At 52.7% G+C, this 22083-nt stretch carries 19 protein-coding genes; 17 read left to right on the top strand and 2 right to left on the bottom strand.

The genetic code is table 11. The annotated features are described in order from the left end of the window. Positions 1 to 56: 56 nt before the first annotated feature. The 4 genes from P157_RS0100835 to P157_RS0100820 all read left to right on the top strand — a co-directional run bounded on the left by P157_RS0100835 (position 57) and on the right by P157_RS0100820 (position 4922). A complete protein-coding gene (locus P157_RS0100835; RefSeq protein ID WP_230578422.1) occupies positions 57 to 656 on the top strand; it encodes a DUF3793 family protein in 600 nt (199 codons plus the stop codon). A 28-nt stretch (positions 657 to 684) separates the two neighbouring features. Next, entirely contained in the window at positions 685 to 1116 is a 432-nt protein-coding gene (locus P157_RS0100830; RefSeq protein WP_026759342.1) for a flavodoxin, read from the top strand. Between the two features lie 366 nt (positions 1117 to 1482). Continuing rightward, on the top strand, positions 1483 to 2769 hold the full coding sequence (locus P157_RS13550; RefSeq protein WP_051598429.1) for a hypothetical protein: 1287 nt from the start codon (positions 1483 to 1485) through the stop codon (positions 2767 to 2769). A gap of 107 nt (positions 2770 to 2876) precedes the next feature. After that, positions 2877 to 4922: a methyl-accepting chemotaxis protein gene (locus P157_RS0100820; RefSeq protein WP_037368047.1), complete on the top strand. Its 2046-nt coding sequence runs from the start codon at positions 2877 to 2879 to the stop codon at positions 4920 to 4922. Positions 4923 to 5064: 142 nt separating this feature from the next. On the opposite strand, the gene trpS is transcribed toward P157_RS0100820, so the two are convergent. Then, positions 5065 to 6078, bottom strand: coding sequence for a tryptophan--tRNA ligase (trpS, locus tag P157_RS0100815; protein ID WP_026759340.1), 1014 nt, complete (start codon positions 6076 to 6078; stop codon positions 5065 to 5067). Between the two features lie 477 nt (positions 6079 to 6555). Between trpS and P157_RS0100810 the strand changes: the two genes are divergently transcribed. From P157_RS0100810 to P157_RS0100790, 5 genes are all read left to right on the top strand, one after another. Further along, the gene (locus P157_RS0100810) at positions 6556 to 7932 is read left to right on the top strand and encodes a PAS domain-containing sensor histidine kinase (RefSeq protein ID WP_026759339.1); all 1377 of its coding nucleotides are present in this window, start codon (positions 6556 to 6558) and stop codon (positions 7930 to 7932) included. Next, positions 7929 to 8324 (top strand): response regulator, encoded by a 396-nt coding sequence (locus P157_RS0100805; protein WP_026759338.1) that lies wholly within the window; start codon positions 7929 to 7931, stop codon positions 8322 to 8324. Before P157_RS0100810 ends, P157_RS0100805 begins: the two co-directional genes overlap by 4 nt. A 132-nt stretch (positions 8325 to 8456) precedes the next feature. After that, positions 8457 to 8951 carry a hypothetical protein gene (locus P157_RS0100800; protein WP_026759337.1) on the top strand — a complete coding sequence of 165 codons (495 nt, stop codon included), beginning with the start codon at positions 8457 to 8459 and terminating at the stop codon, positions 8949 to 8951. A 154-nt stretch (positions 8952 to 9105) separates the two neighbouring features. Beyond that, positions 9106 to 10740, top strand: a complete 1635-nt coding sequence (gene hcp / locus P157_RS0100795; RefSeq protein ID WP_026759336.1) for a hydroxylamine reductase — start codon at positions 9106 to 9108, stop codon at positions 10738 to 10740. 111 nt (positions 10741 to 10851) lie between these two features. Beyond that, positions 10852 to 12555, top strand: a complete 1704-nt coding sequence (locus P157_RS0100790; RefSeq protein WP_026759335.1) for an ABC transporter ATP-binding protein/permease — start codon at positions 10852 to 10854, stop codon at positions 12553 to 12555. A 707-nt stretch (positions 12556 to 13262) separates the two neighbouring features. Here the strand turns inward: P157_RS0100790 and P157_RS0100785 are convergent. After that, positions 13263 to 14054, bottom strand: a complete 792-nt coding sequence (locus P157_RS0100785; protein ID WP_026759334.1) for a sulfite exporter TauE/SafE family protein — start codon at positions 14052 to 14054, stop codon at positions 13263 to 13265. A gap of 264 nt (positions 14055 to 14318) precedes the next feature. Between P157_RS0100785 and P157_RS0100780 the strand changes: the two genes are divergently transcribed. The 8 genes from P157_RS0100780 to P157_RS0100745 all read left to right on the top strand — a co-directional run bounded on the left by P157_RS0100780 (position 14319) and on the right by P157_RS0100745 (position 22064). Continuing rightward, on the top strand, positions 14319 to 16175 hold the full coding sequence (locus tag P157_RS0100780; protein ID WP_026759333.1) for a clostripain-related cysteine peptidase: 1857 nt from the start codon (positions 14319 to 14321) through the stop codon (positions 16173 to 16175). An 86-nt stretch (positions 16176 to 16261) separates the two neighbouring features. After that, positions 16262 to 17683 carry a carbon starvation protein A gene (locus P157_RS0100775; protein WP_026759332.1) on the top strand — a complete coding sequence of 474 codons (1422 nt, stop codon included), beginning with the start codon at positions 16262 to 16264 and terminating at the stop codon, positions 17681 to 17683. Between the two features lie 23 nt (positions 17684 to 17706). Continuing rightward, a complete protein-coding gene (uxaC, locus tag P157_RS0100770) occupies positions 17707 to 19119 on the top strand; it encodes a glucuronate isomerase (protein ID WP_026759331.1) in 1413 nt (470 codons plus the stop codon). A gap of 11 nt (positions 19120 to 19130) precedes the next feature. After that, a complete protein-coding gene (locus P157_RS0100765) occupies positions 19131 to 19589 on the top strand; it encodes a YbjN domain-containing protein (RefSeq protein ID WP_026759330.1) in 459 nt (152 codons plus the stop codon). Between the two features lie 200 nt (positions 19590 to 19789). Continuing rightward, positions 19790 to 20434 (top strand): zinc ribbon domain-containing protein, encoded by a 645-nt coding sequence (locus tag P157_RS0100760; RefSeq protein WP_026759329.1) that lies wholly within the window; start codon positions 19790 to 19792, stop codon positions 20432 to 20434. A 109-nt stretch (positions 20435 to 20543) separates the two neighbouring features. Next, complete coding sequence (locus tag P157_RS0100755; protein ID WP_026759328.1) at positions 20544 to 21353, top strand: hypothetical protein; 810 nt, start codon at positions 20544 to 20546, stop codon at positions 21351 to 21353. 19 nt (positions 21354 to 21372) lie between these two features. Next, complete coding sequence (locus P157_RS0100750) at positions 21373 to 21807, top strand: hypothetical protein (protein WP_026759327.1); 435 nt, start codon at positions 21373 to 21375, stop codon at positions 21805 to 21807. After that, a complete protein-coding gene (locus tag P157_RS0100745) occupies positions 21804 to 22064 on the top strand; it encodes a TIGR03905 family TSCPD domain-containing protein (protein ID WP_026759326.1) in 261 nt (86 codons plus the stop codon). Before P157_RS0100750 ends, P157_RS0100745 begins: the two co-directional genes overlap by 4 nt. Positions 22065 to 22083: the final 19 nt, after the last annotated feature.

Raw genomic sequence — 22083 nt, 5'->3', positions numbered from 1 at the left:
TCTAAATATGACTTGCAAATGATTATCATTTATAATATAATGAGGTTGTTAAGTTAATGATAATTTCTATCATTTGTGAGGTGATGTTGTTGGGACGTGAGGGATTTGAACAGCTGCTGGGCTTTCATGCGGCGCCGATGTTGATGGGGCTGAAGTCGGCTAGCTTGTTGTCGTTTCAAAAGAGCCGTTTTGAGGATTTTGAGGGGCTGCTGGCTTCTTATATGCAGTGTTTTAACTGCAAGGGCATATCGGTCTTCCGCTTGTCAGAAGGGGAGGAGTATGTGCTGCTGCTCTTTTATCGGCAGCGGGCGCTGATGAAGGATTTGGCTCATCCGTTGGCGAAGAAGATACTCGTTAGGCTTGGGTATCGGGGGGACGATACGCTGATGGGGATGTTGGAGTATCTGAAACTTCGCATGCAGCTGCGCAAATCCTTTCCGCATGAAGTCGGGCTGTTTCTGGGGTATCCGCCGGAGGATGTGGAAGGGTTTATCCGCCACAAAGGGCAGGACTTTTCCTATAGCGGTTATTGGAAGGTCTATGCCAATGAGCGGGAAACCAGAGCGCTCTTTGATTTGTATGCCGATTGTACCCATGATTTTTGTCTGCGGCTGGAAGGCGGCGCAAGCCTGCCGGATTTGGTCAAAGCCGTATGACAGGGGGCTATGATAAGGAGGAATTTTTGTGAGCAAAGTTGCGATTGTTTACTGGTCGGGCACGGGCAATACCGAGGCCATGGCGAAGGCCATTGAGGAAGGCGCCAAGGGGGCTGGCGGGGATGTGAGCCTCTTTGAGGTAGAGTCCTTCAAGGCTTCTTCGGTACCGGATTATGATGGGCTGATTTTTGGCTGCCCGGCCATGGGGGATGAAGTGTTGGAGGAAGGCTCTTTCGAGCCTTTGTTCACAGATGCGGAAAAGCATCTGTCCGGCAAGCCGGTGGCGCTGTTCGGTTCTTATGGCTGGGGCGGCGGTGCCTGGATGGAAAGCTGGGCTGAGCGCACCAAAGGGGACGGTGCCAAGTTGTTCTCCGACGGGCTGATTGTCGAAAATGCTCCCGGGGATGCGGAACTTGCCGATTGCCGCAAGCTGGGAGAAGAATTTGTAAAGGCGTTGTAAAATCTCACCAATTTTGTAAGCCATTTTCGTTGGTTCGCGGCAAAAGGCGTGGGGCGGTGGAGGACTGACCTTCGCTAATCCGCCAGCCTAAAAATATTTTTTGCTTTTTATTAAGCGGTCTTAAAAGTCAAAACTCGCTGTGCTCGGACAGTTGACTTTTAAGGCCGCTTTTGGGTTGCGCAAAAAATATTTTCTTAACGTCCAGCGGTCAGCCCTCCACCGCCCCACTCAATTTCGTCTAAACGCACGAGGGACAAATATTCTTGCAGATAAGCGCATTGGCAGGATTTTTTCTACTTTTGTCGAAGTGAATAGCGATAGCAGTAACGGACGAATTATAGCAATAGATGAGAAAGGACCTGGAATATGACCAACGAGAAAATCCTGCGAAAATTGGAGAATTTTGACCCGGAACTGTGCGGGCAGCTTAGAAGTGCGCTGAAGCAGCAGCGTACCACCCTGTCGCTGATTCCTACAACCAATGCGGCTTCGCCCTTTGCGTCGTTCCTGAAGGGGAGCACGCTGGGGGATGAAATCATCGACCATCACAAGGCGCATCGTCAGAGCCGTTTGGAAAAGCTGGCCATCAGCCGGGCCAAGGAACTTTTCAATGCGGAACACGCCATTGTGCGTACGGGGAGCCTTGCCATTGCCTCCCGCGTGGTAATGCTGGCATTGCTCAAGAAGGGGGACACGGTGCTGTCCTTCAACCTGCGCAAGTCGGAGCATTGCACCGGCGATTTGCAGTATAATTTCGTGAAGTTCGGGGTGGAGCCGGATACTTTGGAACTGAACTTTGCCAAGGTACAGGCGTTGGCGCATAAGCACCGTCCCGATATGATTATCTATTCGCCGGTAAACTATCCGCGCAATATTGACTATGCGGGTCTGCGAAAGATTGCCGATGAAGTCGGGGCATATCTTTGGATTGATTTGGGGCAGAATTCCGGGCTGATTGCGGCGGGCAAAATTCCTTCCCCGGTGCCCTATGCTGATGTGGCTACCTTTGCGGCAAGCGATGCCCTGCATGGCCCGCAGAACGGCATCATCCTTTGCAAGGAGAAGATTGCCGAGCTGCTGGATAAGACGGTGATTGAAACGGGCCATAGCTCGCTGAAGAAGAATGTACTGGCTTCTTTGGCACTGGTGTTCAAGGAAGCGGACTGCATGGAGTATCAGGACTATGCCCAGCAGGTTTTGGACAATGCGCGCGGCTTGGAAAATGGTTTGCTTTCGGCAGGCTGCAAGCTTCTTTGCAGTCCTACGGAAAATCATCTGGTGCTGGTGCAGCTGCCGGAGGGTACAAATGGCAGTGTGGTGGCCGAAAAATTGAAGACGGCCGGCCTGATGGTCAAGGCCGAGCAGCTGCTGACGGCAGAGGATACCATCAATTACTCCATTTTGCGCCTGTCCAGTCTCGACAGTGCCACCCGCTATCTGCAGGCAGAGGAAATGGAGGAAGTGGGGCGCGTCTTGGGGCAGTTCCTCAATTCCCCGCAGGATGATGTGGCCATGCAGGTGGTGAATAAGTTCATCAAGAAACTGGTGGAGGATTTGCCGCTGTTTGCCGAAGACTGGCTGCCGGAAATGGAAGCTTTTGATGATGGGGATGCAGAGATGTCCATCCGGGCGATGATTCATTGGAATATATAATGAGTACGTCCGCAGGCGCCCTTCCTTGGGCGCCGGGGAATGGCTGCAATTAACTGAATATAGCTAATATTTATTTAACGATTAGAGGTATAAGGGGAGGGAGTACGATGGCTGGTCAGGAAAGCTTGACCCAGAAGACCAGAACGGTCAAGACGGAGATTTTGATTTATGTGATTCCTATTGTGGTAGTGGGATTGGTGCTGATGGCGGGGATTATCTTCCGCTATGTGGGTTCCACCTTTGAGCAGCAGCTTACCACGAGTTCGTTGAAGAACGCGCAGGAAGTGGCCAGCGGAGTATCGGCCTGGCTGGACAGCCGCATGCTGGAAACCCAGACGGCGGCATCTCATCCGGCGGCAAAGAATCTGAAAAACGCCCCGGAGCTGATGAATGAGAACAATGTCTACCGCTTAAATCTCATGAACAAGATTTATCCTGGTATCTACGACAGCGTGAGCTGGGGGCCTTTTGACGGGTCTGGCGTGCTCTATGGCCAGACCAAGGCGGGCTTCAAAGAGATGCACAATGCCGACAAGGCCTGGTACAAACAGACGATGACGGGCGCTCAGGACAGCTTTATGTCCTCGCCGGTTGTTTCGCAGGCTACGGGCAAGATTATCGTGAACAGCATCGCGCTGGCCAAGGACAGCAGCGGTGCCAATGTGGGCATGGTACTGGCAGCCATCTATGTGGATGCCGTGATGGAAAAGGTCAGCGATTTGAAACTTGGGGAAAGCGGCTACAGCCTGCTGGTTTCCAAAGAAGGCACTTATATTGTAAATCCTGATGAAGCCGCCATTATGAAGAAAAAGATTTCGGAAGAGGATGACCCGGCCGTCCGTACGTTGGGCGAAAAGATGCTTTCCGGTGAGGCTGGCGTCTATAAATTCACCCGCGCAGACGGCAAGGATATGATTGCTTTCTACAATCCCATCAAGGCAACGGGCTGGGGCATGGCTACCATTGCCTATCAGGATGAGCTCTTTGCGCCGGTGGGCAATGTGCTGAAAATCATGGCAGGCATTTCCATCGTGCTGATTATCCTGATTTCTCTGGGCGTGCTCTTTACGGTCAACCGTTCCATGAAGCCGCTGGCTGTGATGATGGATGAAATGCGCCTGCTCGCAGCCGGGGATTTCCAGGACCGTCCGGCCCAGATTACGGTGAATAATGAATTGGGTATGCTGGCTACGGCTGTGCGGGATATGCGTCATGGTGTGCAGAAGGTGCTCCACAATGTCAGCAGTTCCGCTGAAAGCCTGTCAGCCGCTTCGGAAGAACTCAATGCCACCAGTGACCAGTCAGCACAGGCCTCCAATCAGGTGGCCGACTCCATCGTCAGAGTGGCGCAGGGCACAAGTGAGCAGCTCGATGCCGTGAACTCCACCTCCGAAGCCATCGAAAACCTCAACGACACCATTCAGGACATTGCCGGCAAAGCTGATGAAGCAGCCAGCAACAGCCGCGAGGCATCGACCGTGGCCCGCGATGGTGGCAAGACCTTGAACGAAGCTATTGGCCAGATTAAGCGCATTGAAGAATCCACACGGGAATCCACCAAGGTAGTTACGGCTCTGGGTGAGCGTTCCAGCGAAATTGGCCAGATTGTCGATACCATTTCGAGCATTTCCGAGCAGACCAACCTGCTGGCCCTCAACGCCGCTATTGAAGCGGCTCGTGCCGGTGAACATGGCCGCGGCTTTGCCGTAGTAGCGGACGAAGTACGCAAGCTTGCTGAATCCTCGCAGGAAGCAGCTCATCGCATTTCCGCTTTGATTGAGGAAACCCGCCGGGATACGGACAATGCTGTGGCCGGGATGCAGGCCGGTAGCGAAGAAGTCCGCGTGGGCACGGAAAACATCATGTCCATGGGCGAGTCCTTCCGCAAGATTATCGAAATCGTCGAAAATGTATCGGGGCAGGTACAGGAGATTTCCACCGCCATCAGCGGCATGGCCGTCAGCGGTCAGGAAATCGTGGGCCATATCCGCACCATCGGCGAAAGCAGCCGCAGTGCCGCGGAAGAAGCAGAAACCGTATCGGCAGCTACGGAAGAACAGAGTGCTTCCGTACAGGAAATCGCCCATGCCAGCAACGAGTTAGCAAAAATGGCCATGGATTTGCAGAAAGAAGTGCAGAAGTTCAAAGTGTAAAATGAAAATCTTACAAGATGACATAGACTAAAAGCCCGGGGGATATATTCCTGCGCTAGTACGCGCGTAGCGCGTAAATCGCTTAGGAATACATCCCCCGGGCTTTATGTTACGTTATCTTTTATGTGGATGTTTTGTCGGTTCAGCGTACTTCTGGAAGGAGACCGACTTTTTTCTTGGCTTTGGTCAGGGTCTTGCGGGCGATGTAGTCGGCCCGTTCTGCCCCCTGTTTCATCAGAGCTTCGAGGTGTTTGCGGTCCTTCATGAGTTCGGCGTATTTTTCGCGGATGGGTTTGAGTTCATCGGCTACAGCCTGACCGACAACGGCCTTGAAGTCGCCATATCCTTTGCCTGCAAATTCGGCTTCGATTTCAGCCATGGTCTTGCCGGTGATGGCCGAGTAGATGGTCATCAGGTTGCTGACGCCCGGCTTATCCTCGCGGAAGCATACCACAGCTTCACTATCGGTGACAGCGCTCTTGAACTTCTTGAGGATGACATTTTCTTCGTCGAGAATGGAAATCGTGGCCTTGGGATTGGTGTCGGACTTGCTCATCTTGCTGGTGGGTTCCTGCAGGCTCATAACCCTTGCCCCGGCTTTGGGGAAGTAACCCTCCGGCAGCTTGAAGATTTCGCCGTAGTTATGGTTGAAGCGGGTCGCGATGTCACGCGTGAATTCCAGATGCTGGGTCTGGTCAGCACCTACGGGCACATAGTCGGCCTGATAGAGCAGGATGTCTCCGGCCATCAGAGCCGGATAGGTGAAGAGGCCGGCGTTGATGTTTTCGGGATGTTTGCTGGATTTATCCTTGAACTGGGTCATGCGGCTAAGTTCGCCGAACTGGGAGCAGCAGCTCATGAGCCAGCCCATTTCCGCATGACTTCTGACATGGCTCTGGATGAAGACCAGACTCTTTTCCGGGTCAATGCCGCAGGCGAGCAGCAGGGCAAATGCCTGCAGGGTCTGCTGTTTGCGCTTGGTCGGGTCAATGTGGACGGTCAGGGAGTGCAGGTCAGCGATGAAGTAATAGCAGTTGTACTCCTCCTGCATCTTCTGCCAGTTCTTCACGGCTCCGAGGTAGTTGCCCAGCGTGAAGACGCCGGTGGGCTGAATGCCCGAGAGAATGATTTTTTTCTCGTTGTTGGTGTTTTCCATAATATTAGCTCCTTTTTTGCCCTGTCAGGAACTAAAAAATCCCTGACAGAAATCGTTTCTGTCAGGGACGAAAATTTCGCGGTGCCACCCTGTTTCATGGCTGTGCCATGCCCTTAACGAGGTACTAACATACCTCTGACCACTAACGCGTGTCCTCACGTCGCAGCCTACTAACAAAGTCAAATGTCAAATGCTTTCGGTGCGCCCTCAGCGGCCCATATACCCGTCTGTGTTCCGCCCGGCTCCCAGCTACCCGGACTCTCTGTGCAAGCATAACGGATGTTTCTCCCGCTTCAACGGTTTGGAATAACTAAATAAAATGATAGCACCCGGAACCCTTGGTGTCAATGTTCTATCTATACAAGGGCGGGATTTTGTGTTATTCTTAATTTAGAAATGTTTCGCGTTCTTCTTTGATTGTTAGCGTTTATGATTGTGAGGATGCAATATAAAAGCTAATGATTAGGAGGCGGAGTTATGCAGATGACAGAAAAAAATCTGCCCTCTCAGCTGGCTGGCGTCATGAACCAGATTGAGGAGTTGGAGGCCCAGGTACAGGCTGGGCAGGAATACATGCGGGCGGTCTTTTCGGCGGCCAAGGTGGGCCTTTGCCTGCTGGATGCCGAAGGGGCTGTGCTGGCGGTAAATGAGATGGGCAGGATTTTGATGCAGACAGACGGGCAGAATGTAGTTGGCCGTCAATTTGGTGACGCTTTCTGCTGTGAGAACAGTCTGGAAAAGGGCTGCGGCCATGGCCAAAACTGCCGTCACTGTCCTGTGCGCCGCAATATTGAAGCGGCTCTTGCTGATGACGAGTTTTCCAGTGAGTTTTCCGTGCAGATGAAGAATGCCAAAACCGGGGACCGTCTCTGGCTGAATCTTGGCGTATCTCAGACAGGGGAAGGCCGGGACAAGCAGCTGATTGTCACCATTGTAGATGTATCGGTGCGCAAGCATTACGAGCAGCAGCTGGAGCGGGCCAAGCGGGCGGCCGAGGAAGCGGACCGCAGCAAGACCCAGTTCATCTCCATCATGAGCCACGAACTGCGCACGCCCCTCAATGGCATTATCGGCATGATGGAACTGGCAGGCCGGGAACCCTTGAGCGAAAAACAGCAGAAATGCCTGCAGAATGCCAAGCGCAGTGCCGACGATTTGCTGCATATTCTGAATGATATTTTGGACTTCGCCAAGCTCGAAAATGACAAGCTGCGGCTGGAGGAACTGGATTTTGATTTGCTGGAGAGCCTGCAGCGCATTGGAGAACTCTATCAGCCATTGGTGGCGGCCAAGGGCCTGAAATTTGTCACGACGGATTTTTCCACGTTGCCTCGGTTTATTCGGGGGGATGCCCTGCGCCTGCGGCAGGTGCTGCATAATATTCTGGCCAATGCGCTGAAGTTTACCGAGACGGGCAGGATAACTATGGCGGTTTACCAGAGTGTCCGCCATGAGCAGCCGACCCTCGAATTCAGCGTGGAAGATACCGGTATCGGCGTGGATGCGCGCATGAAGAACAAATTGTTCAGCCCCTTTACCCAGGCGGACAGCAGCACTACCCGCCTCTTTGGAGGCACGGGGCTGGGGCTGATGATTTCCCGGCAACTGGTGGAGCTGATGGGCGGCACGATGAGTCTGGATTCGGAACTGGGCCGGGGAACGTGTGTCTCCTTTTGGATTCCGCTGCAGGAGGCTGATTCAGCCGGACAGGAACGGCGGATATTCCTGCGCCCGCGGAAAAAGCCCGCAGACAAGCAGGCGGACACGGACCCGCGCACGGAAAATCTGATGCATTACTGCATGCAGAAGCTCGCAGCGGATGAAGAAATGGCACCCAGGGAGGAATCCTCATGAAGATTTTGATTGCGGAAGATGATGTGCTCAGCCGCACGTTCCTGCTGGAATTCCTGCAGGATTACGGCTCATGTGATACCGCCAATAACGGCATGGAAACCATTGACAAATATCTGGAAGCATTCAAGGCCGGCGAGCCCTATGATTTGATGTGTCTGGATATCATGATGCCCAAGGTGGATGGCCTGATGGTGCTCAAGCTGATTCGGGAGCTTGAAGCCCGGCAAAAAGTAGAAGCCGCACGGCAGGTGAAAATCATCATGATGACGGCTATTGCCGATATGGAATACGTGGATCAGGCCTTTGAGCAGGGCTGTGATGCCTACGCTTCCAAGCCCATCGAAATCGACCAGGTGAAGGAAGTCCTGCAGGATTTGGGGCTGGTCAGCTGAATAGGAATAATCAATAATAATAAATAATGCCAAAGCGGTTGAAAAACAAATACAAAGTGTATATAATTAAAGTAGGGCTGTATACCTATGTAAAGGATTAAGGAATGTCTCAGGGAAAGTGAGGGATCGACAATGGGTATCTCGGCGGTGGGTGCTACGACGCTTTCGAGTTTCCCACAATTAAATCGCGAGGTTCATTCTGTGGGAATGCAGGCGACTAAAGAGCGTAGCGAACAGGCAGCGTCTTACACAAAAGTATCGAATTTTGGTACAGAGACAAAAATTGGTTCCAGTAAGTTTCAGCGTGATAATGTGAAAACAACGAATGAGGGAATGCAAAAAACATCCCAAATCATGGATAAGGCCAAGTCTTACTATGAAGTATCCAATTTTGGCACTGAAACGAAACTGGGGTCCAGTAAATTCCAACAGCAGGTCAAGGCGATTTCTGAGCAAGGTCAGGCGATTGCGGCGAAAGGCATGAAAGCAGCCCTCGATGTCACGCGCGTATCGCAGTTCGGCACAGAAACGAAGCTCGGTAATAGCCGCTTCCAGCAGGCTAATGCCCAGATTAGCAATTACAAGCCTAAACCTGCTCCTGGTGGGAATATTGATATCGGCGCTTAACAGACAGTTTTTTTGCCGCAAGCTTTTGCTTGCGGCCTTTTTATGCTGTAACGCTTGTTACAGCATAGAGCGTTTTCCTTCGTTATAATGGCCTTGTAAATGAAAAACGATGATGTATATTTTCATGTGTATTAGATAACGAGGAGCGTGCTTTATGGAAAAGAAAATGTTCTGCTATCAGTGTCAGGAAACTGCCGGCTGCAAGGGCTGCACCATGATGGGCGTCTGCGGCAAGACCCCGGAAGTGGCGGCGATGCAAGACCTGTTGATTTATGTGACCAAGGGGCTGTCGGCTGTAACCACCCGCCTGCGGGCTGAGGGCCGGAAGGTGGAGCCACAGGTCAATTATCTCGTGACCATCAATCTCTTCATCACCATCACCAATGCCAACTTTGACCGGGAGGTCATTGTCGAGCGCATCGCCGAGACCTTGCGGGTGAAGCAGGAACTTCTGGCCAAATTGCAGGAGCGGGAGAATCTGCCGGAAGCGGCCCTTTGGCAGGAAAATATTGAAGGCTTTGCCGCGCAAGCTGCCAAAGTCGGTGTGCTGGCCACGGAAAATGAGGACATCCGCAGCCTGCGGGAGCTCATCACGTATGGCCTCAAAGGTCTGGCGGCTTATCAGAAGCATGCTAATGTGCTGGGGTATGAGAATGAAGCCATTGATGCTTTCGTGCAGTCGGCGTTGGCTAAACTTTTGGACGACAGCCTCACAGGCGATGAACTCACGGCCCTGACGTTGGAAACGGGCAAGTGGGGCGTGGATGGCATGGCTCTCTTGGACAAAGCCAACACGGAAACCTATGGCAATCCGGAACTGACCAAGGTGGATTTGGGTGTCCGCAAGAACCCCGGCATTCTGATTTCCGGCCACGACCTAAAGGATTTGGAAATGCTATTGGAGCAGACGCAGGGCACGGGCGTAGATGTTTACACCCATGGGGAAATGCTGCCAGCTCATTATTATCCCAAGTTCAAAAAGTACAGCAACTTTGCCGGTAACTACGGCAATGCCTGGTGGAAGCAGAAGGAGGAATTTGCCTCCTTCAATGGCCCGATTCTCATGACCACCAACTGTGTGGTGCCGCCCAAGGCCAGCTATCAGAATCGCCTGTTCACCACAGGCGCGACCGGTGTGCCGGGCTGTCAGCATATTGAAGCCAAGGCGGATGGTTCCAAGGATTTCTCGGCCATCATTGAACTGGCCAAGAAATGCGCCGCGCCCACGGAATTGGAGCAGGGGCAGATTGTGGGCGGCTTTGCCCATGAGCAGGTCTTTGCTGTGGCCGATAAAGTAGTGGAGGCCGTCAAGAGTGGTGCCATCAAGAAGTTCGTGGTCATGGCCGGCTGCGACGGCCGCATGAAGTCCCGCGACTACTATGCAGAATTTGCTCAGGCACTGCCCCAGGATACGGTGATTCTCACCGCGGGCTGCGCTAAGTACAAGTACATCAAGCTGAATCTGGGCGATATCGGCGGCATTCCCCGAGTGCTGGATGCAGGCCAGTGCAACGACTCCTACAGTCTGGCCCTGATTGCGCTGAAGCTCAAGGAAGTCTTTGGCCTCAGTGATGTCAATGAACTGCCCATTGCCTACAACATTGCCTGGTATGAGCAGAAGGCCGTTATCGTGCTGCTGGCCCTCCTGCACTTGGGCGTCAAGAACATCCATCTTGGCCCCACGCTGCCGGCCTTCCTCTCCCCGAATGTGGCAAAGGTGCTGGTCGAAAACTTCGGCATTGGCACGATTTCCACGGTGGAAGAAGATATCAAGAAAATGATTGGCTGAAGCCACATCCCTAAACACCAAATAATTATTGCCACCGGCAAGTGAAAGGTCTATACTGAGATTGTTCCGTTTCATTACGGCGGAACAATCTCTTTTTTTGGAGTGATGGATATGGGGAAACGCGGAGCATTCCGTGCTTTTTGGCAGCTGTTTCGGGGATATTGGAACAGCGAGCATAAGTGGAAAGCCAGAGGGCTGTTGGCCTTTGTTATCGGCCTGAACTTCTTTGGCGTGTATCTGCTCGTGCGGCTAAACAGCTGGTACAATGAATTTTACAATGCCCTGCAGCAGTATCAGGCAGACCAATTTTGGCCGCTCGTGGGGGAATTTACGGGGCTGGCCATGCTCTACATCGTCATCGCCGTGTATGCCATTTACCTGCGGCAGGCGGTGCAGATAAAATGGCGCACCTGGCTTACGGATGCCTATCTTTCCCGCTGGCTGGACAAGCAGGTTTACTACCGATTGCAGGTACTAGGCAGCGATACGGATAACCCGGACCAGCGAATCAGCGAGGACATCAATCAGTTTGTCAATCTTTCCTTGCAATTATTAATCGGTTTCTTAAAACAGATGACGACTCTGGCGGCCTTTGGCGTGGTGCTCTGGAATCTGTCCGGGGCCTTTACGCTGAACCTGGGCGGTCAGGAAATCATCATCTATGGCTATATGTTCTGGTTCTCGCTCTGCTATTCCGGCATTGGTACGGGTTGCGCTCATCTGGTCGGGCGGAAACTTATCGGTCTGAACTTCGAGCAGCAGCGCTTTGAGGCCGACTTCCGTTTCAACATGATGCGCGTGCGGGAAAACAGCGAAAGCATTGCCTTCTATGGCGGGGAAAATGCGGAGAACAAGGGCTTCCATGAGCGCTTTGCCAAGGTTATCAGCAACTTCTGGCAGCTCATGAAGCAGACGAAACTGCTGAATTTCTACGTCAACGGTTACGCCCAGTTGGCTATTATCGTGCCGCTTATCTTGGCGGCACCGCAGTATTTTGCCGGAGGCATTGCGCTGGGCGGTCTGATGCAGACGGTATCTGCCTTCGGCCGGGTGCAGGATGCCCTGTCCTACTTTGTGGAGTCCTACGATACCATCGCACAGTTGGCGGCGGTAGTCAGACGACTGGCAACCTTTACGGAGCATATGGACACTGCAGAAGGTGTGGAAGCCGGCATTCAGCGGCAGGCGGGCGGCACTGCTCTCGATGTCGAGGAGTTAAAGGTGCAGCTGCCGGATAGCCGTGTGCTGCTCGAAAACTGCAGCATGAATCTGCCCGCAGGCAGCCGCCTGTTGGTGACAGGAGCTTCCGGCTGCGGCAAGAGCACGCTTCTGCGCAGTCTGGCAGGAATCTGGCCCTATGGAGCCGGCAAATTGAAATTGACGGCGGGCAGCAGGTTATTGTTCCTGCCCCAGCGGCCCTATCTGCCGCTAGGGAGCCTGCGCCGTGCGCTCCATTATCCCGGCACAGCTTCTGGCAGCGACAGTGAATTGCAGGCGGCACTGACGAAAGTGGGTCTGGAAAAATTCACCACGCGTTTGGATGAAATTGACGATTGGAGCCGCATCCTCTCTTTGGGGGAACAGCAGCGGCTGGCCTTCGCCAGAGTTCTTCTGCAAAAGCCCGACTGGGTGTTCCTGGATGAAGCTACGTCAGCCTTGGATGAACCGCGAGAGGCGGAAATGTATGAAATGCTGCAGGCGGAACTGCCCAAGATGGGCGTTGTCAGCGTGGGGCATAGGTCTACGCTCTTTGCCCAACATCAGCAGGAGTTGAAACTGGCTGGGGATGGGAATTGGGAGCTGCGGCCGATTTGAGTTCGGTTTACATCGATATATAAAGACGCCCGGTGGCTGATAATATTTTCCTCTGCCTAAAGCGAAGGGAAAGTATTATCAGCCACCGGGCTTTTGTGTAAATTGCAGTTTATCGATGTCATTGCGAGATTTCTTTTAGTTGTTACAGCTCAGTGGGGCGGAGATGGTAATACTTTTCGCCGTTGCACTAAATGACCCACAAGTAAATTTATGGGCTTTTAGCTGCCTGCGCCGGGCAAGACCGGCGGCGCGTATGTTCATCTCAATGCCTAGCTGATGACGTTTGTGGGCCAGTCCTCACTGCGTTCGGACAGTCGTTCCACGGCGAAAAGCATCACCACCTCCGCCCTAAGCGATGTTCGTATAAAACGATATTTTCGCGGTGACAAGCAACAAGTACATCGATGTTTTTGTAACAGGAGCAACGAGTTCGTGGCAATAGCATAGGCCGTATCTCGGGGCGAACGAGGGAGTGATTTTTCTGTAGGGAGCGACTGCCTGAACGCAGTGAAGGCCGGCCCCATTTAGAACACTGCTAAGCAAGCACGCTGAAAGCAGCGCCGTTGGCCTGCCCGGCGCGAGTAACTGGACAGCTCTATCTTACGAGGGGGTCGTTTAGCGGAAAACAGAAAAATTACTCCCTCGTTTGCCCCTAACTGCGCATGAACAGGATACCTTTATCACGAACTCCCCGACAAACTGCAATTTTACTGCGCGCTCCCCATAAGGATTAAGCGGCAGCCCAATGCAAACATGGCCAGGGACAGCAATGCCAGGATAACCTTGGACTTGGTTTTCTTGGAGATTTTTGCCCCCATCTGGGCGCCGATGGCGGCACCGATGGAGATGCAGATGGCGGGCAGCCAGATGATGTGGTCGAGCAGGAAGTGGGAGACCACGCCGAAGGCAGAGGAGGCCGCCAGTACGAAGTGGGAGGTGGCGGTGGCCATATGCACGGGGAAGCCTAAGAGATAAATCATCAGCGGCACATGGATAACGCCCCCGCCGATACCGAAGATGCTCGACAGGAAGCCTACGCCGAAGCTGGAGATAATACCAATCCATTTGTTGTAGGTGAAGTCCGGCGGCAGTTCGTGTACGTCTACAGGCGGTTTGCGGCGGCTGTTGATGTACATGATGGAAGCCATGAACAAGAGGAAGATGCCGAAGTAGAAGTTCAGCATGGGCTGGTTGAACTTGTCCACGATATAGGAGCCAAAGAAGGCACCGGGCAGGGTGGCCAGAGCAAAGGGAACAGCCGCCTTGAAATACACCCGCTTCTGGCGGATATAAGCAAGCGTTCCCGACAGGGCGTTGGCCATGACGATGACCAGAGAGGTGCCCGTAATCTGTGCGGCGGTTTCAAAGAAGGGATGGGCGGTGCCTGCCGACAGAAATAGGATGAAGATGGGGACGCAGATAAGGCCGCCGCCGATACCCACGAGCGTGCCGAAGGTGCCTACGAACAGGCCCAGTAATAAAAATAAAAGGATTTCCATGGAATGCCTCCTAGTGATGGGTACAGAAAACTTTTGTCAGGGGCAGGATTTTCCCGCCCTGAGTACGAATACTCATTATAGCATAAATAGCAGGACGGGACAAAACGGCCCGCTTGTGCTTCTTTATTAACAGAAAAATAACAAGGTTCAAACAAAGAGGGAGGTTACCATGATGTGGCTGGATTTATCCGGATGAATGGAAGAATGACGGCGTAATGAGTTCAGACCTGCAGATGGGCTGATGCTGGTGTGGAGGTGGGTGTTTTGCAGAAGAAAATGGCCATAGGCCGTTACCTGTTGGCTCTTATACTTGTGCTCGGGCTGCTGCTGGGAGAAAATGCCCGTGCATTTGCGCAGGACAGCTGGGCGGTCTACCTCTACATGTGCGGTTCTGATTTGGAAAGCAACAATGCCAGCGCCACCGATAATCTGCGGGAGATACAAAAGGTGGTTCTGCCGGATAATGTAAAAGTTATTATCCAGACAGGCGGTGCTCTGAAATGGCATACACCGGGCATATCGTCCGAGTCGCTGGGCCGCTATGTTTACGACAGAGGCGGCTTGCAGCAGGTGGCAGTTCTGCCCAATGCCAGCATGGGCGATCGGGAAACCCTGCAGGGATTTTTGCGCTTTGCGCAGGAAAACTACCCTGCTGACCACAGGATGCTGGTCTTTTGGAATCATGGCGGCGGCAGTCTGGTTGGCTTTTGTCAGGATGAACGCTACGGCAATTCGCTGTCGCTGGGCGATTTGCGCGCTGCCCTGACAGCCGTGGCTGGTAATAGCACGAAACCTGCCTTTGATGTCGTCTGCTTTGATACCTGCCTGATGGCAACCTTGGAAACAGCAGCTGCTTTGCAGGGCTATACCCGATATCTGGTGGCTTCGCAGGAAATCATGCCCGAGAACGGCATTGACTATGCCAGCTGGCTCGGCGCGGTTGCCCAAAATCCTGCCATTGAAGGACGGGAGCTTGGCCGCATCATCTGCGATACGTATATGACCCGCTGCCAGCAGTATGAGGCGGCGGATATGGCAAACATGTCGGTTTTGGATATGGAGAAACTGCCGGCTCTGCAGAGGGCTTATGAGCGCATGGGGCGCGAGGCTTTGCAGCAGGCAAATGAATACCCGCTGCGCCTGTTTACCGGTATGGACCGGGTGGCCAATTCCGTGGAAAACTACGGCCCCAATAGTGATGATGAATATTGGACCAATATGATTGACCTGGGCTCGCTGGCTGCGGGCATGGAGGATTTAGAATCTTCTCTGGCCTTGCAGAAGGCCGTGGAAGATGCAGTTTGCTATCGTGTGGCAGGCAAGTACCGCCGTTATGGCATGGGCCTTTCCTGTTATTACAGTCTGGATGGCTCAATAGATTCGGTACTGGCCTACAGCAAGCTGCCGCAGGCCAGCAAAAATTATCAAAAGCTCTATACGCAGATGCTGGCTACAGACGAGCAGGGGAAGCCCTTGTATCAGTTTGATTTGTATAAGCTCATGGATGTGCCGGTCAGCTGGGATGAAGATAATATGCCTATGGTGCAGGTTGATCCGGATGATGCCAATGCCATCAGTGCGGCGTCGTGCATCGTGACCTCCTGGCAGGGGGGCGAGGAAGTAGTCCTCGGAAGCGATGCTAAGGTGTACGCTGACTGGGACAAGGGTGTCTTTAAGTGCGAATTTGCCGGCCAGTGGCCACAGCTTAACGGCCATGTCCTGCCTATGAACATGGTGGAGGCACATCCCGATTATTATTTGTACTATTCGTCTGTGCTTCTCAACGGCAGAAATTATTATCTGGTATCTGCTTATGATGAGGATAAGGCCGCCTTTGAAATTTTGGGTGCACGGCGTGTCATGCATGATGGCGTGCCCGAGCGTGACCTGCGCCAGTTAAAATTGGGCGACAGGATTACACCCATCTTCCACCGCCTGGATGGCAGCCGGAAGAAAGGGCCAAAATTCACGCTGACAGGCCGTATCCTGCTCGAAGATGCCGCACTGCCGGATGGGCATTATAATTATTATTTCAATTTTGAAGCGCCGCGCAACGAGTCGGTGACATCATTGCCGGTGACCTTCAAAGTGACGGCTGGGGAGGTGGTGCCAGAAAACTGAGGGAAAGGAAAGCAAATGGATGATGTGCAAGTTGTCACCCAAAATTCTTGGCAATTATTCGAATCTGGTAAATGAGGTGAACATTCATGGTTACATTTTTGGTTGCTTTAGGTGCTCTGATTGTAGGTTATTTCGTTTATGGTAAAATCGTCGATAATGTGTTCGGTCCCACCGATGCCAAGACGCCGGCACTGGTGCATAATGATGGGGTGGATTACATTCCTCTGCCCACTTGGAAGGTATTTTTGATTCAGTTGTTAAATATCGCCGGCCTTGGCCCAATCTTTGGTGCTTTGGGCGGTGCTATCTGGGGGCCGAGCGTTTATCTCTGGATTGTCTTTGGTACGATTTTTGCCGGTGCTGTTCATGACTACCTGTCGGGTATGATTTCCTTGCGCGAGGATGGCAAGAGTATCTCTGAAGTAGTCGGGAATCATATGGGCGGCACGATGCTGATGATTATGCGCGTGTTCTCCGTAGTGCTGCTGGTACTGGTCGGTACTGTATTTATGACGGGCCCGGCTGGCCTCTTGGCAAAACTTACCGGCGTAGCGGTAACGATTGTACTTCCCTGTGTGCTGGGTTATTACTTCCTGGCAACGCTTTTGCCTATCGATAAGCTCATTGCCCGCTTCTATCCGCTGTTCGGCATCTGCTTAATCATCATGGCTCTGGGTATCATGGGCGGCATGCTCTTTGGCGTTGGCGGCCACACCATGCCGGAAATGACCCTGCAGAATCTGCATCCCTTAGGGCCGGAAAAGATGCCTATCTGGCCGCTGATGTTCATCACCGTGGCCTGCGGTGCAATCTCCGGTTTCCATTCCACGCAGTCGCCGATTATGGCCCGCTGCCTGAAGGATGAACGTTTGGGCCGTCCGGTATTCTACGGCGCCATGGTTTCCGAAGGTATTATCGCCCTGATTTGGGCAGCTGCCGGTGTTACGTTCTATGATGGTACGGGCGGTCTGGCCGCAGCTATGAAGGCTGGCGGTGCTGGTACCGTGGTTTACGATATCTGCGTTGGCTTCATGGGGTCGGGCGTTGGTGCAGTTCTGGCTATGCTTGGCGTTATCGCCTGCCCGATTACCTCTGGTGATACGGCTTTCCGTTCTGCCCGTCTGACCCTTGCTGACTGGTTCGGTGTTCAACAGAATCAGGCCGTCAAGCGTTTGATGTTCGCCGTTCCCCTGCTGGCAGTGGGCGGCATCCTGTCCCAGATGGACTTCAATATCATTTGGCGTTATTTCTCCTGGACGAACCAGACGCTGGCCATGATTGTGCTCTGGACGGGTGCTGTTTATCTTTATCGGACCAAGAAGGATTCCGGTGCCTGGAAGATTCCCTTTGTACCGGCCACCTTCATGTCGGCTGTTTCCTGCACCTACATCCTGCAGGCTCCGGAAGGTCTGCAGCTGTCCACCAGCATTTCCTATCCGGTGGGCATCCTCTTTGCTATCGTATGCGTAGCACTTTATTATAAGACTACCATGGGCAGTAAATCCTGACGTTTATTATGGGAGGGTTGTATATGAAGAACTTTATGGATAAGGATTTTCTCCTGCAAACTGAAACGGCACGCGTATTGTATCACGAACACGCCGCTCCCATGCCGATATATGACTATCATTGTCATATCAATCCCCGGGAAATCGCGGAAAACCGTGAGTTCCGCAATATTGCGCAGGCATGGCTGGCTTCCGACACCTACAAATGGCGTCTGCTGCGCAGCAATGCCGTGTCCGAGGGGTGCATATCCGGCAGCGATGCTTCTTCGCGGGAAAAGTTCCAGTACTTTGCCGAAAGCCTGTCCCGGGCTATCGGCAATCCCCTGTATCATTGGACGCATTTGGAGCTCCAGCGCTATTTTGACTGCGATTTGATTCTCAATGGGGAAAACGCCGAGAAAATCTGGGAAACCTGCAATGAGCGGCTCAAAGCTGCGGATATGCGGGCCCAGGGGATTATCGAGCGCTCCAATGTGCAGGTTATCTGCACCACGGATGACCCGGTATCCGACCTCAAATGGCATAAGAAAATCAAAGAAGACGGCACCTGCACGGCCAAAGTCCTGCCCACCTTCCGGGCGGATAGTATTCTGAATATCGAGGATGACGGCTGGGATGCCTATATGCGCTATGAACTCGGCGAAGCCGCTGGGATGGAAGATGTATCCACCATGCAGGACATTTACGATGCCCTGCAAAAACGGCTCGATTACTTTGCGGAAAACGGCTGCCAGATTGCTGACCACGCTCTGCCGTATATGGTCTATGCGGAGGCCAAGGAATATGAGCTGGATGATGTGGTGGGCAAGGTCATCAATGGCAAGGGAAAACCCTCCAAGCAGGCCATGGAGCAGTATAAGACGGCTGTGCTGATGTTCCTGGGCCGGGAATACGCCCGCCGAGGTTGGACTATGCAGCTGCATTATTCGGCTCTGCGGGATGTGAATGCGTCCCGGTTTGAAGTGTTGGGACAGGACAGCGGCTTTGACGCAGTGGACACCCATAACTGTGCCCCGGCCTTGGCCAAGTTCCTGAACGCATTGGATAAGGAAGGGCATCTGCCCAAGACCATTATCTGCTCGCTGAATCCAGCGGATAATATCGTCATTGCTTCCCTGCTGCCGTGCTTCTCCGGCACAGAGGCGCTGGGGAAAATCCAGCAGGGGGCTGCCTGGTGGTTCAACAACAACAAGGAGGGCATTGAAGCCCAGCTCCGCGTGTTGGCCAGCGTTTCCGTATTGGGCAATACCATTGGCACGCCGACGGATTCCCGCTCGCTGCTGTCGTATTCCCGTCATGAGTATTACCGTCGTATCCTCTGCAATTTCATCGGCAACCTGGTGGAAAATGGAGAGTACCCGGCAGATATGAAGGTTCTGGGCAAGCTGGTGGAAGACATCAGCTACAACAACGCCTGCCGTTACTTTGCATTTTAAGGAGGTAGGAGATGCCGAGAAAAGCCAAAAAAAGTGTGGAGAGCAATGAAAAGGCGGTCAAGTTTCAGGAATTTCTGATTGAGAACAACATCAACGTGTTCAGCACGGAATCCATGGATGATGATTACGCTACAGTGCTGTTCCGTTCGCGGATTGAGGCCCGGGGACAGATTCTTCCCATGGCCATTCTGATTGACACGAGTATCTTCACCGTAATCCGCACCCAGATTATCAGCGGCCTGCCCGAGGATAAACAGCCCCGCATCAAGGAGTATCTCAACGAGCTCAATGCCCGCTACAAGAGCTTCAAGTATTATGTCCATCAGGATGGCAAGGTCTATTTGGATATCTGCCTGCCCTTTGTGGACGATACCTTTGACAGCAAGATGATACAGCTGATGCTCAGCGTGCTGGTGCAGCACTTGGAAGCAGTCTATGATGAATTCATGGGTCAGGTTTGGGGAAAGTGAGAATATGACAGAATTCCCCAAAATTGGATTAAATTTTGATTAAAAGTGTAATAAAAGTCCCTGCTTCGGCAGGGATTTTTAATTTTATAACGAATATGTATGACTATCAAAACTTTTAAGCATAATTTTACTAAATCATTGGGGAAATTCACCGATATATAGCTAAAGGAAGGCTGTTCGGTGAGAAAGGAGGAAGAACAATGATTTGCAAAAAATGTGGCTGTATTATCGAACCGGAGGCTAAGGAGTGTTCCTTCTGCGGCGAACGGGCGGAAGCCGGACAGGAAGATTTGATGACCCGTTTTGTGGGGGACGATGGAGCGCGGGAAATCATCGCCGCAATGCCCCGGCTGGTAGCTTTGCGGCAGCTCGAAGATGTGCCCCAGGAAAAGGACAGGATGCTCTCGGAGCTCAACCGCCTGCAGGGGTACTTCGCCCATATTCGGGGCAAGTATGCGACCTTGGGCGATTTGTGGCTGATGCGAACCCAGAACGCGGAGCCGGTGCTGGCCAATTATACCATTGGCGGCGGCATTGCGACCTTGTTCTTTTTCCTGATTCTCACGGGGTTCTTCCCGAGTGTTCCCTGGACGTTCTTCTTTGCGGTATGGCTGGGCGTTACCAGCATATCCTACGTGCAGGCGGGGAAAGCCCATGAGCGGCGCGCGGCCCAGATCGAAGCCGATATCCGCGGCCTCGAAAATGAAGTGCGGGAGTTTTACAACCGTGCGGATGGCTGCTTCCTGCCGCTGGATTATAGCGACCCGCAGATTATTCAGGAACTCATTACCGGTGTACAGAATGGTGCGATTACCTCTTTCCGTGAAGTAAAACTGCAAGGATAAAAAGACAGCCTTCCCCCGGCGAATAGGGACTTTAGCCCTGTTTTCGCCGGGGGAAGGCTGTGCTATAATGGAGCAAGTGAATTCAAAGCGTAGCCCAAGGGGGATTTTTATGTCATTATTTGCACTTTGCTTGCTTTTGGTGTGCCCCGTGCTGTTTTTGCTGGTGGCCTTCCGTTTTTTCCGCCAGCATAATTATAAAATGACGGCACTTTTTGTATGCCTGGCTGTGACGGTGGGCTTTATCGGCGGTGTGAAAGGCTATGGGGAAATGGACACCCGCACGAAAAGCACCACGGCGTCAACCTTTGACCGTGACCAGAAAGAAAACATGACCCGCCGCTATGAGCAGGCCGTGTCCATTCTGAAGGGATTGAACTTCAATCATCCGGACCGCGAAAAAGCGGAGGAGGCAGTGCATTTGCTGCAGGATTTCCATGATGCACAGTTATTGAACAGCCTTGACGGAGCCTGCCCGGATGCGGAAATGCTGCTTTCCTACGCAGAAGCCATGAATCAGGTGGCTGCGTATCGGGGGCATATGAGCAACAAGGATGTGGCAGGGGACAGGAAGCTGCTGTCCATCGTGCAGGATATGCCGGAGGGCTATAAGGGAACGCTGGCAGAAAAAATCGTGCCCTTCCGGCGCCTCATTATCGCCATGAATGAAGCGGCGGAGAAGGAAGCGGAACTGGATAAGAAAAACGCGCAGAAACATGCGGCAAATCTCTCCAAAGGAAAATATGGAGGAATTCACCCCGGTGACAGCGAAGATAATATAACAGCTGCTTATGGGGAGCCTTCCCGGGTCAATGTGTCCGAAGGCGAGGGCAAGAAGATGAAGCAGTATGTCTTCAACCATAACGGCAAGAGTATCTATGTTTACACACAGGACGGCATCGTGACGGATGTGTCCATGTGAAAATTATGAGGTGATTGCAGTGAAGAAGAAAATTGTCGCTTTAGCTTTAGGTGCTATGATGAGCATGTCCGTGGCAGCTATGGCCGCTACGCCGGAAGCCGAGAGCATGTCCGCACAGCAGGGCAAGGCTGTGGCCTGGGTGGATACCATGCTGGTGAAGAACAACCCGGCGGCATCCCTGAAACTCATGGGTGCTGAAGCACAGAAGGAAATCGACGTCAAGAAAATTACGGATATCAGCAATGATATGGCCAAGAATCTGGGAAAATACAAGTCCTCCCGCTTTGTGGGCTGGACCCGCTTCGACCAGGGCGACCAGCTGATGTATCTCATGTCCTTTGAGAAGGAACCTGTGGTACGCTGTGTATTCTTGTTCGACAAGAATGGCAATCTCCAGAATTTTGCCCTGTCCCCGCTGAAAAAGACTGAGGAAAAGGATAATCAGAAGAAATGAGCAAGTACGAATACAAGACGCAGGGAACCTGCAGCAAGAAGATAACGGTGGAACTGGATGGCAAAATCATTAAGTCCGTCCAATTCGAGGGCGGCTGTGCCGGTAATCTTTCCGGCATTTCCAAACTGGTGGTGGGCATGGATATCGACCATGTGATTGAGCGCTTCGCAGGCAACACCTGTGGACCCCGGCCGACTTCCTGCCCCGACCAGCTGGCCAATGCCCTCAAGGAAGCCTATGCTGCTCAGCAGGCATAAGACGAGAACGAGGAAAGTG

Source organism: Selenomonas ruminantium AC2024, from assembly GCF_000687995.1.
GTDB classification, from domain to species: domain Bacteria; phylum Bacillota; class Negativicutes; order Selenomonadales; family Selenomonadaceae; genus Selenomonas_A; species Selenomonas_A ruminantium_B.
This window is presented reverse-complemented; position numbering and strand designations above follow the sequence as displayed.

What these genes read in the sequence shown, in the direction of transcription:
- P157_RS0100835 (WP_230578422.1), top strand. Translation starts at nt 57, where the DNA reads ATGATAATTTCTATCATTTGTGAGGTGATGTTGTTGGGACGTGAGGGA.
- P157_RS13550 (WP_051598429.1), top strand. Translation starts at nt 1,483, where the DNA reads ATGACCAACGAGAAAATCCTGCGAAAATTGGAGAATTTTGACCCGGAA.
- P157_RS0100820 (WP_037368047.1), top strand. Translation starts at nt 2,877, where the DNA reads ATGGCTGGTCAGGAAAGCTTGACCCAGAAGACCAGAACGGTCAAGACG.
- trpS (WP_026759340.1), bottom strand. Translation starts at nt 6,078, where the DNA reads ATGGAAAACACCAACAACGAGAAAAAAATCATTCTCTCGGGCATTCAG.
- P157_RS0100810 (WP_026759339.1), top strand. Translation starts at nt 6,556, where the DNA reads ATGCAGATGACAGAAAAAAATCTGCCCTCTCAGCTGGCTGGCGTCATG.
- P157_RS0100805 (WP_026759338.1), top strand. Translation starts at nt 7,929, where the DNA reads ATGAAGATTTTGATTGCGGAAGATGATGTGCTCAGCCGCACGTTCCTG.
- P157_RS0100800 (WP_026759337.1), top strand. Translation starts at nt 8,457, where the DNA reads ATGGGTATCTCGGCGGTGGGTGCTACGACGCTTTCGAGTTTCCCACAA.
- hcp (WP_026759336.1), top strand. Translation starts at nt 9,106, where the DNA reads ATGGAAAAGAAAATGTTCTGCTATCAGTGTCAGGAAACTGCCGGCTGC.
- P157_RS0100790 (WP_026759335.1), top strand. Translation starts at nt 10,852, where the DNA reads ATGGGGAAACGCGGAGCATTCCGTGCTTTTTGGCAGCTGTTTCGGGGA.
- P157_RS0100785 (WP_026759334.1), bottom strand. Translation starts at nt 14,054, where the DNA reads ATGGAAATCCTTTTATTTTTATTACTGGGCCTGTTCGTAGGCACCTTC.
- P157_RS0100775 (WP_026759332.1), top strand. Translation starts at nt 16,262, where the DNA reads ATGGTTACATTTTTGGTTGCTTTAGGTGCTCTGATTGTAGGTTATTTC.
- uxaC (WP_026759331.1), top strand. Translation starts at nt 17,707, where the DNA reads ATGAAGAACTTTATGGATAAGGATTTTCTCCTGCAAACTGAAACGGCA.
- P157_RS0100765 (WP_026759330.1), top strand. Translation starts at nt 19,131, where the DNA reads ATGCCGAGAAAAGCCAAAAAAAGTGTGGAGAGCAATGAAAAGGCGGTC.
- P157_RS0100760 (WP_026759329.1), top strand. Translation starts at nt 19,790, where the DNA reads ATGATTTGCAAAAAATGTGGCTGTATTATCGAACCGGAGGCTAAGGAG.
- P157_RS0100755 (WP_026759328.1), top strand. Translation starts at nt 20,544, where the DNA reads ATGTCATTATTTGCACTTTGCTTGCTTTTGGTGTGCCCCGTGCTGTTT.
- P157_RS0100745 (WP_026759326.1), top strand. Translation starts at nt 21,804, where the DNA reads ATGAGCAAGTACGAATACAAGACGCAGGGAACCTGCAGCAAGAAGATA.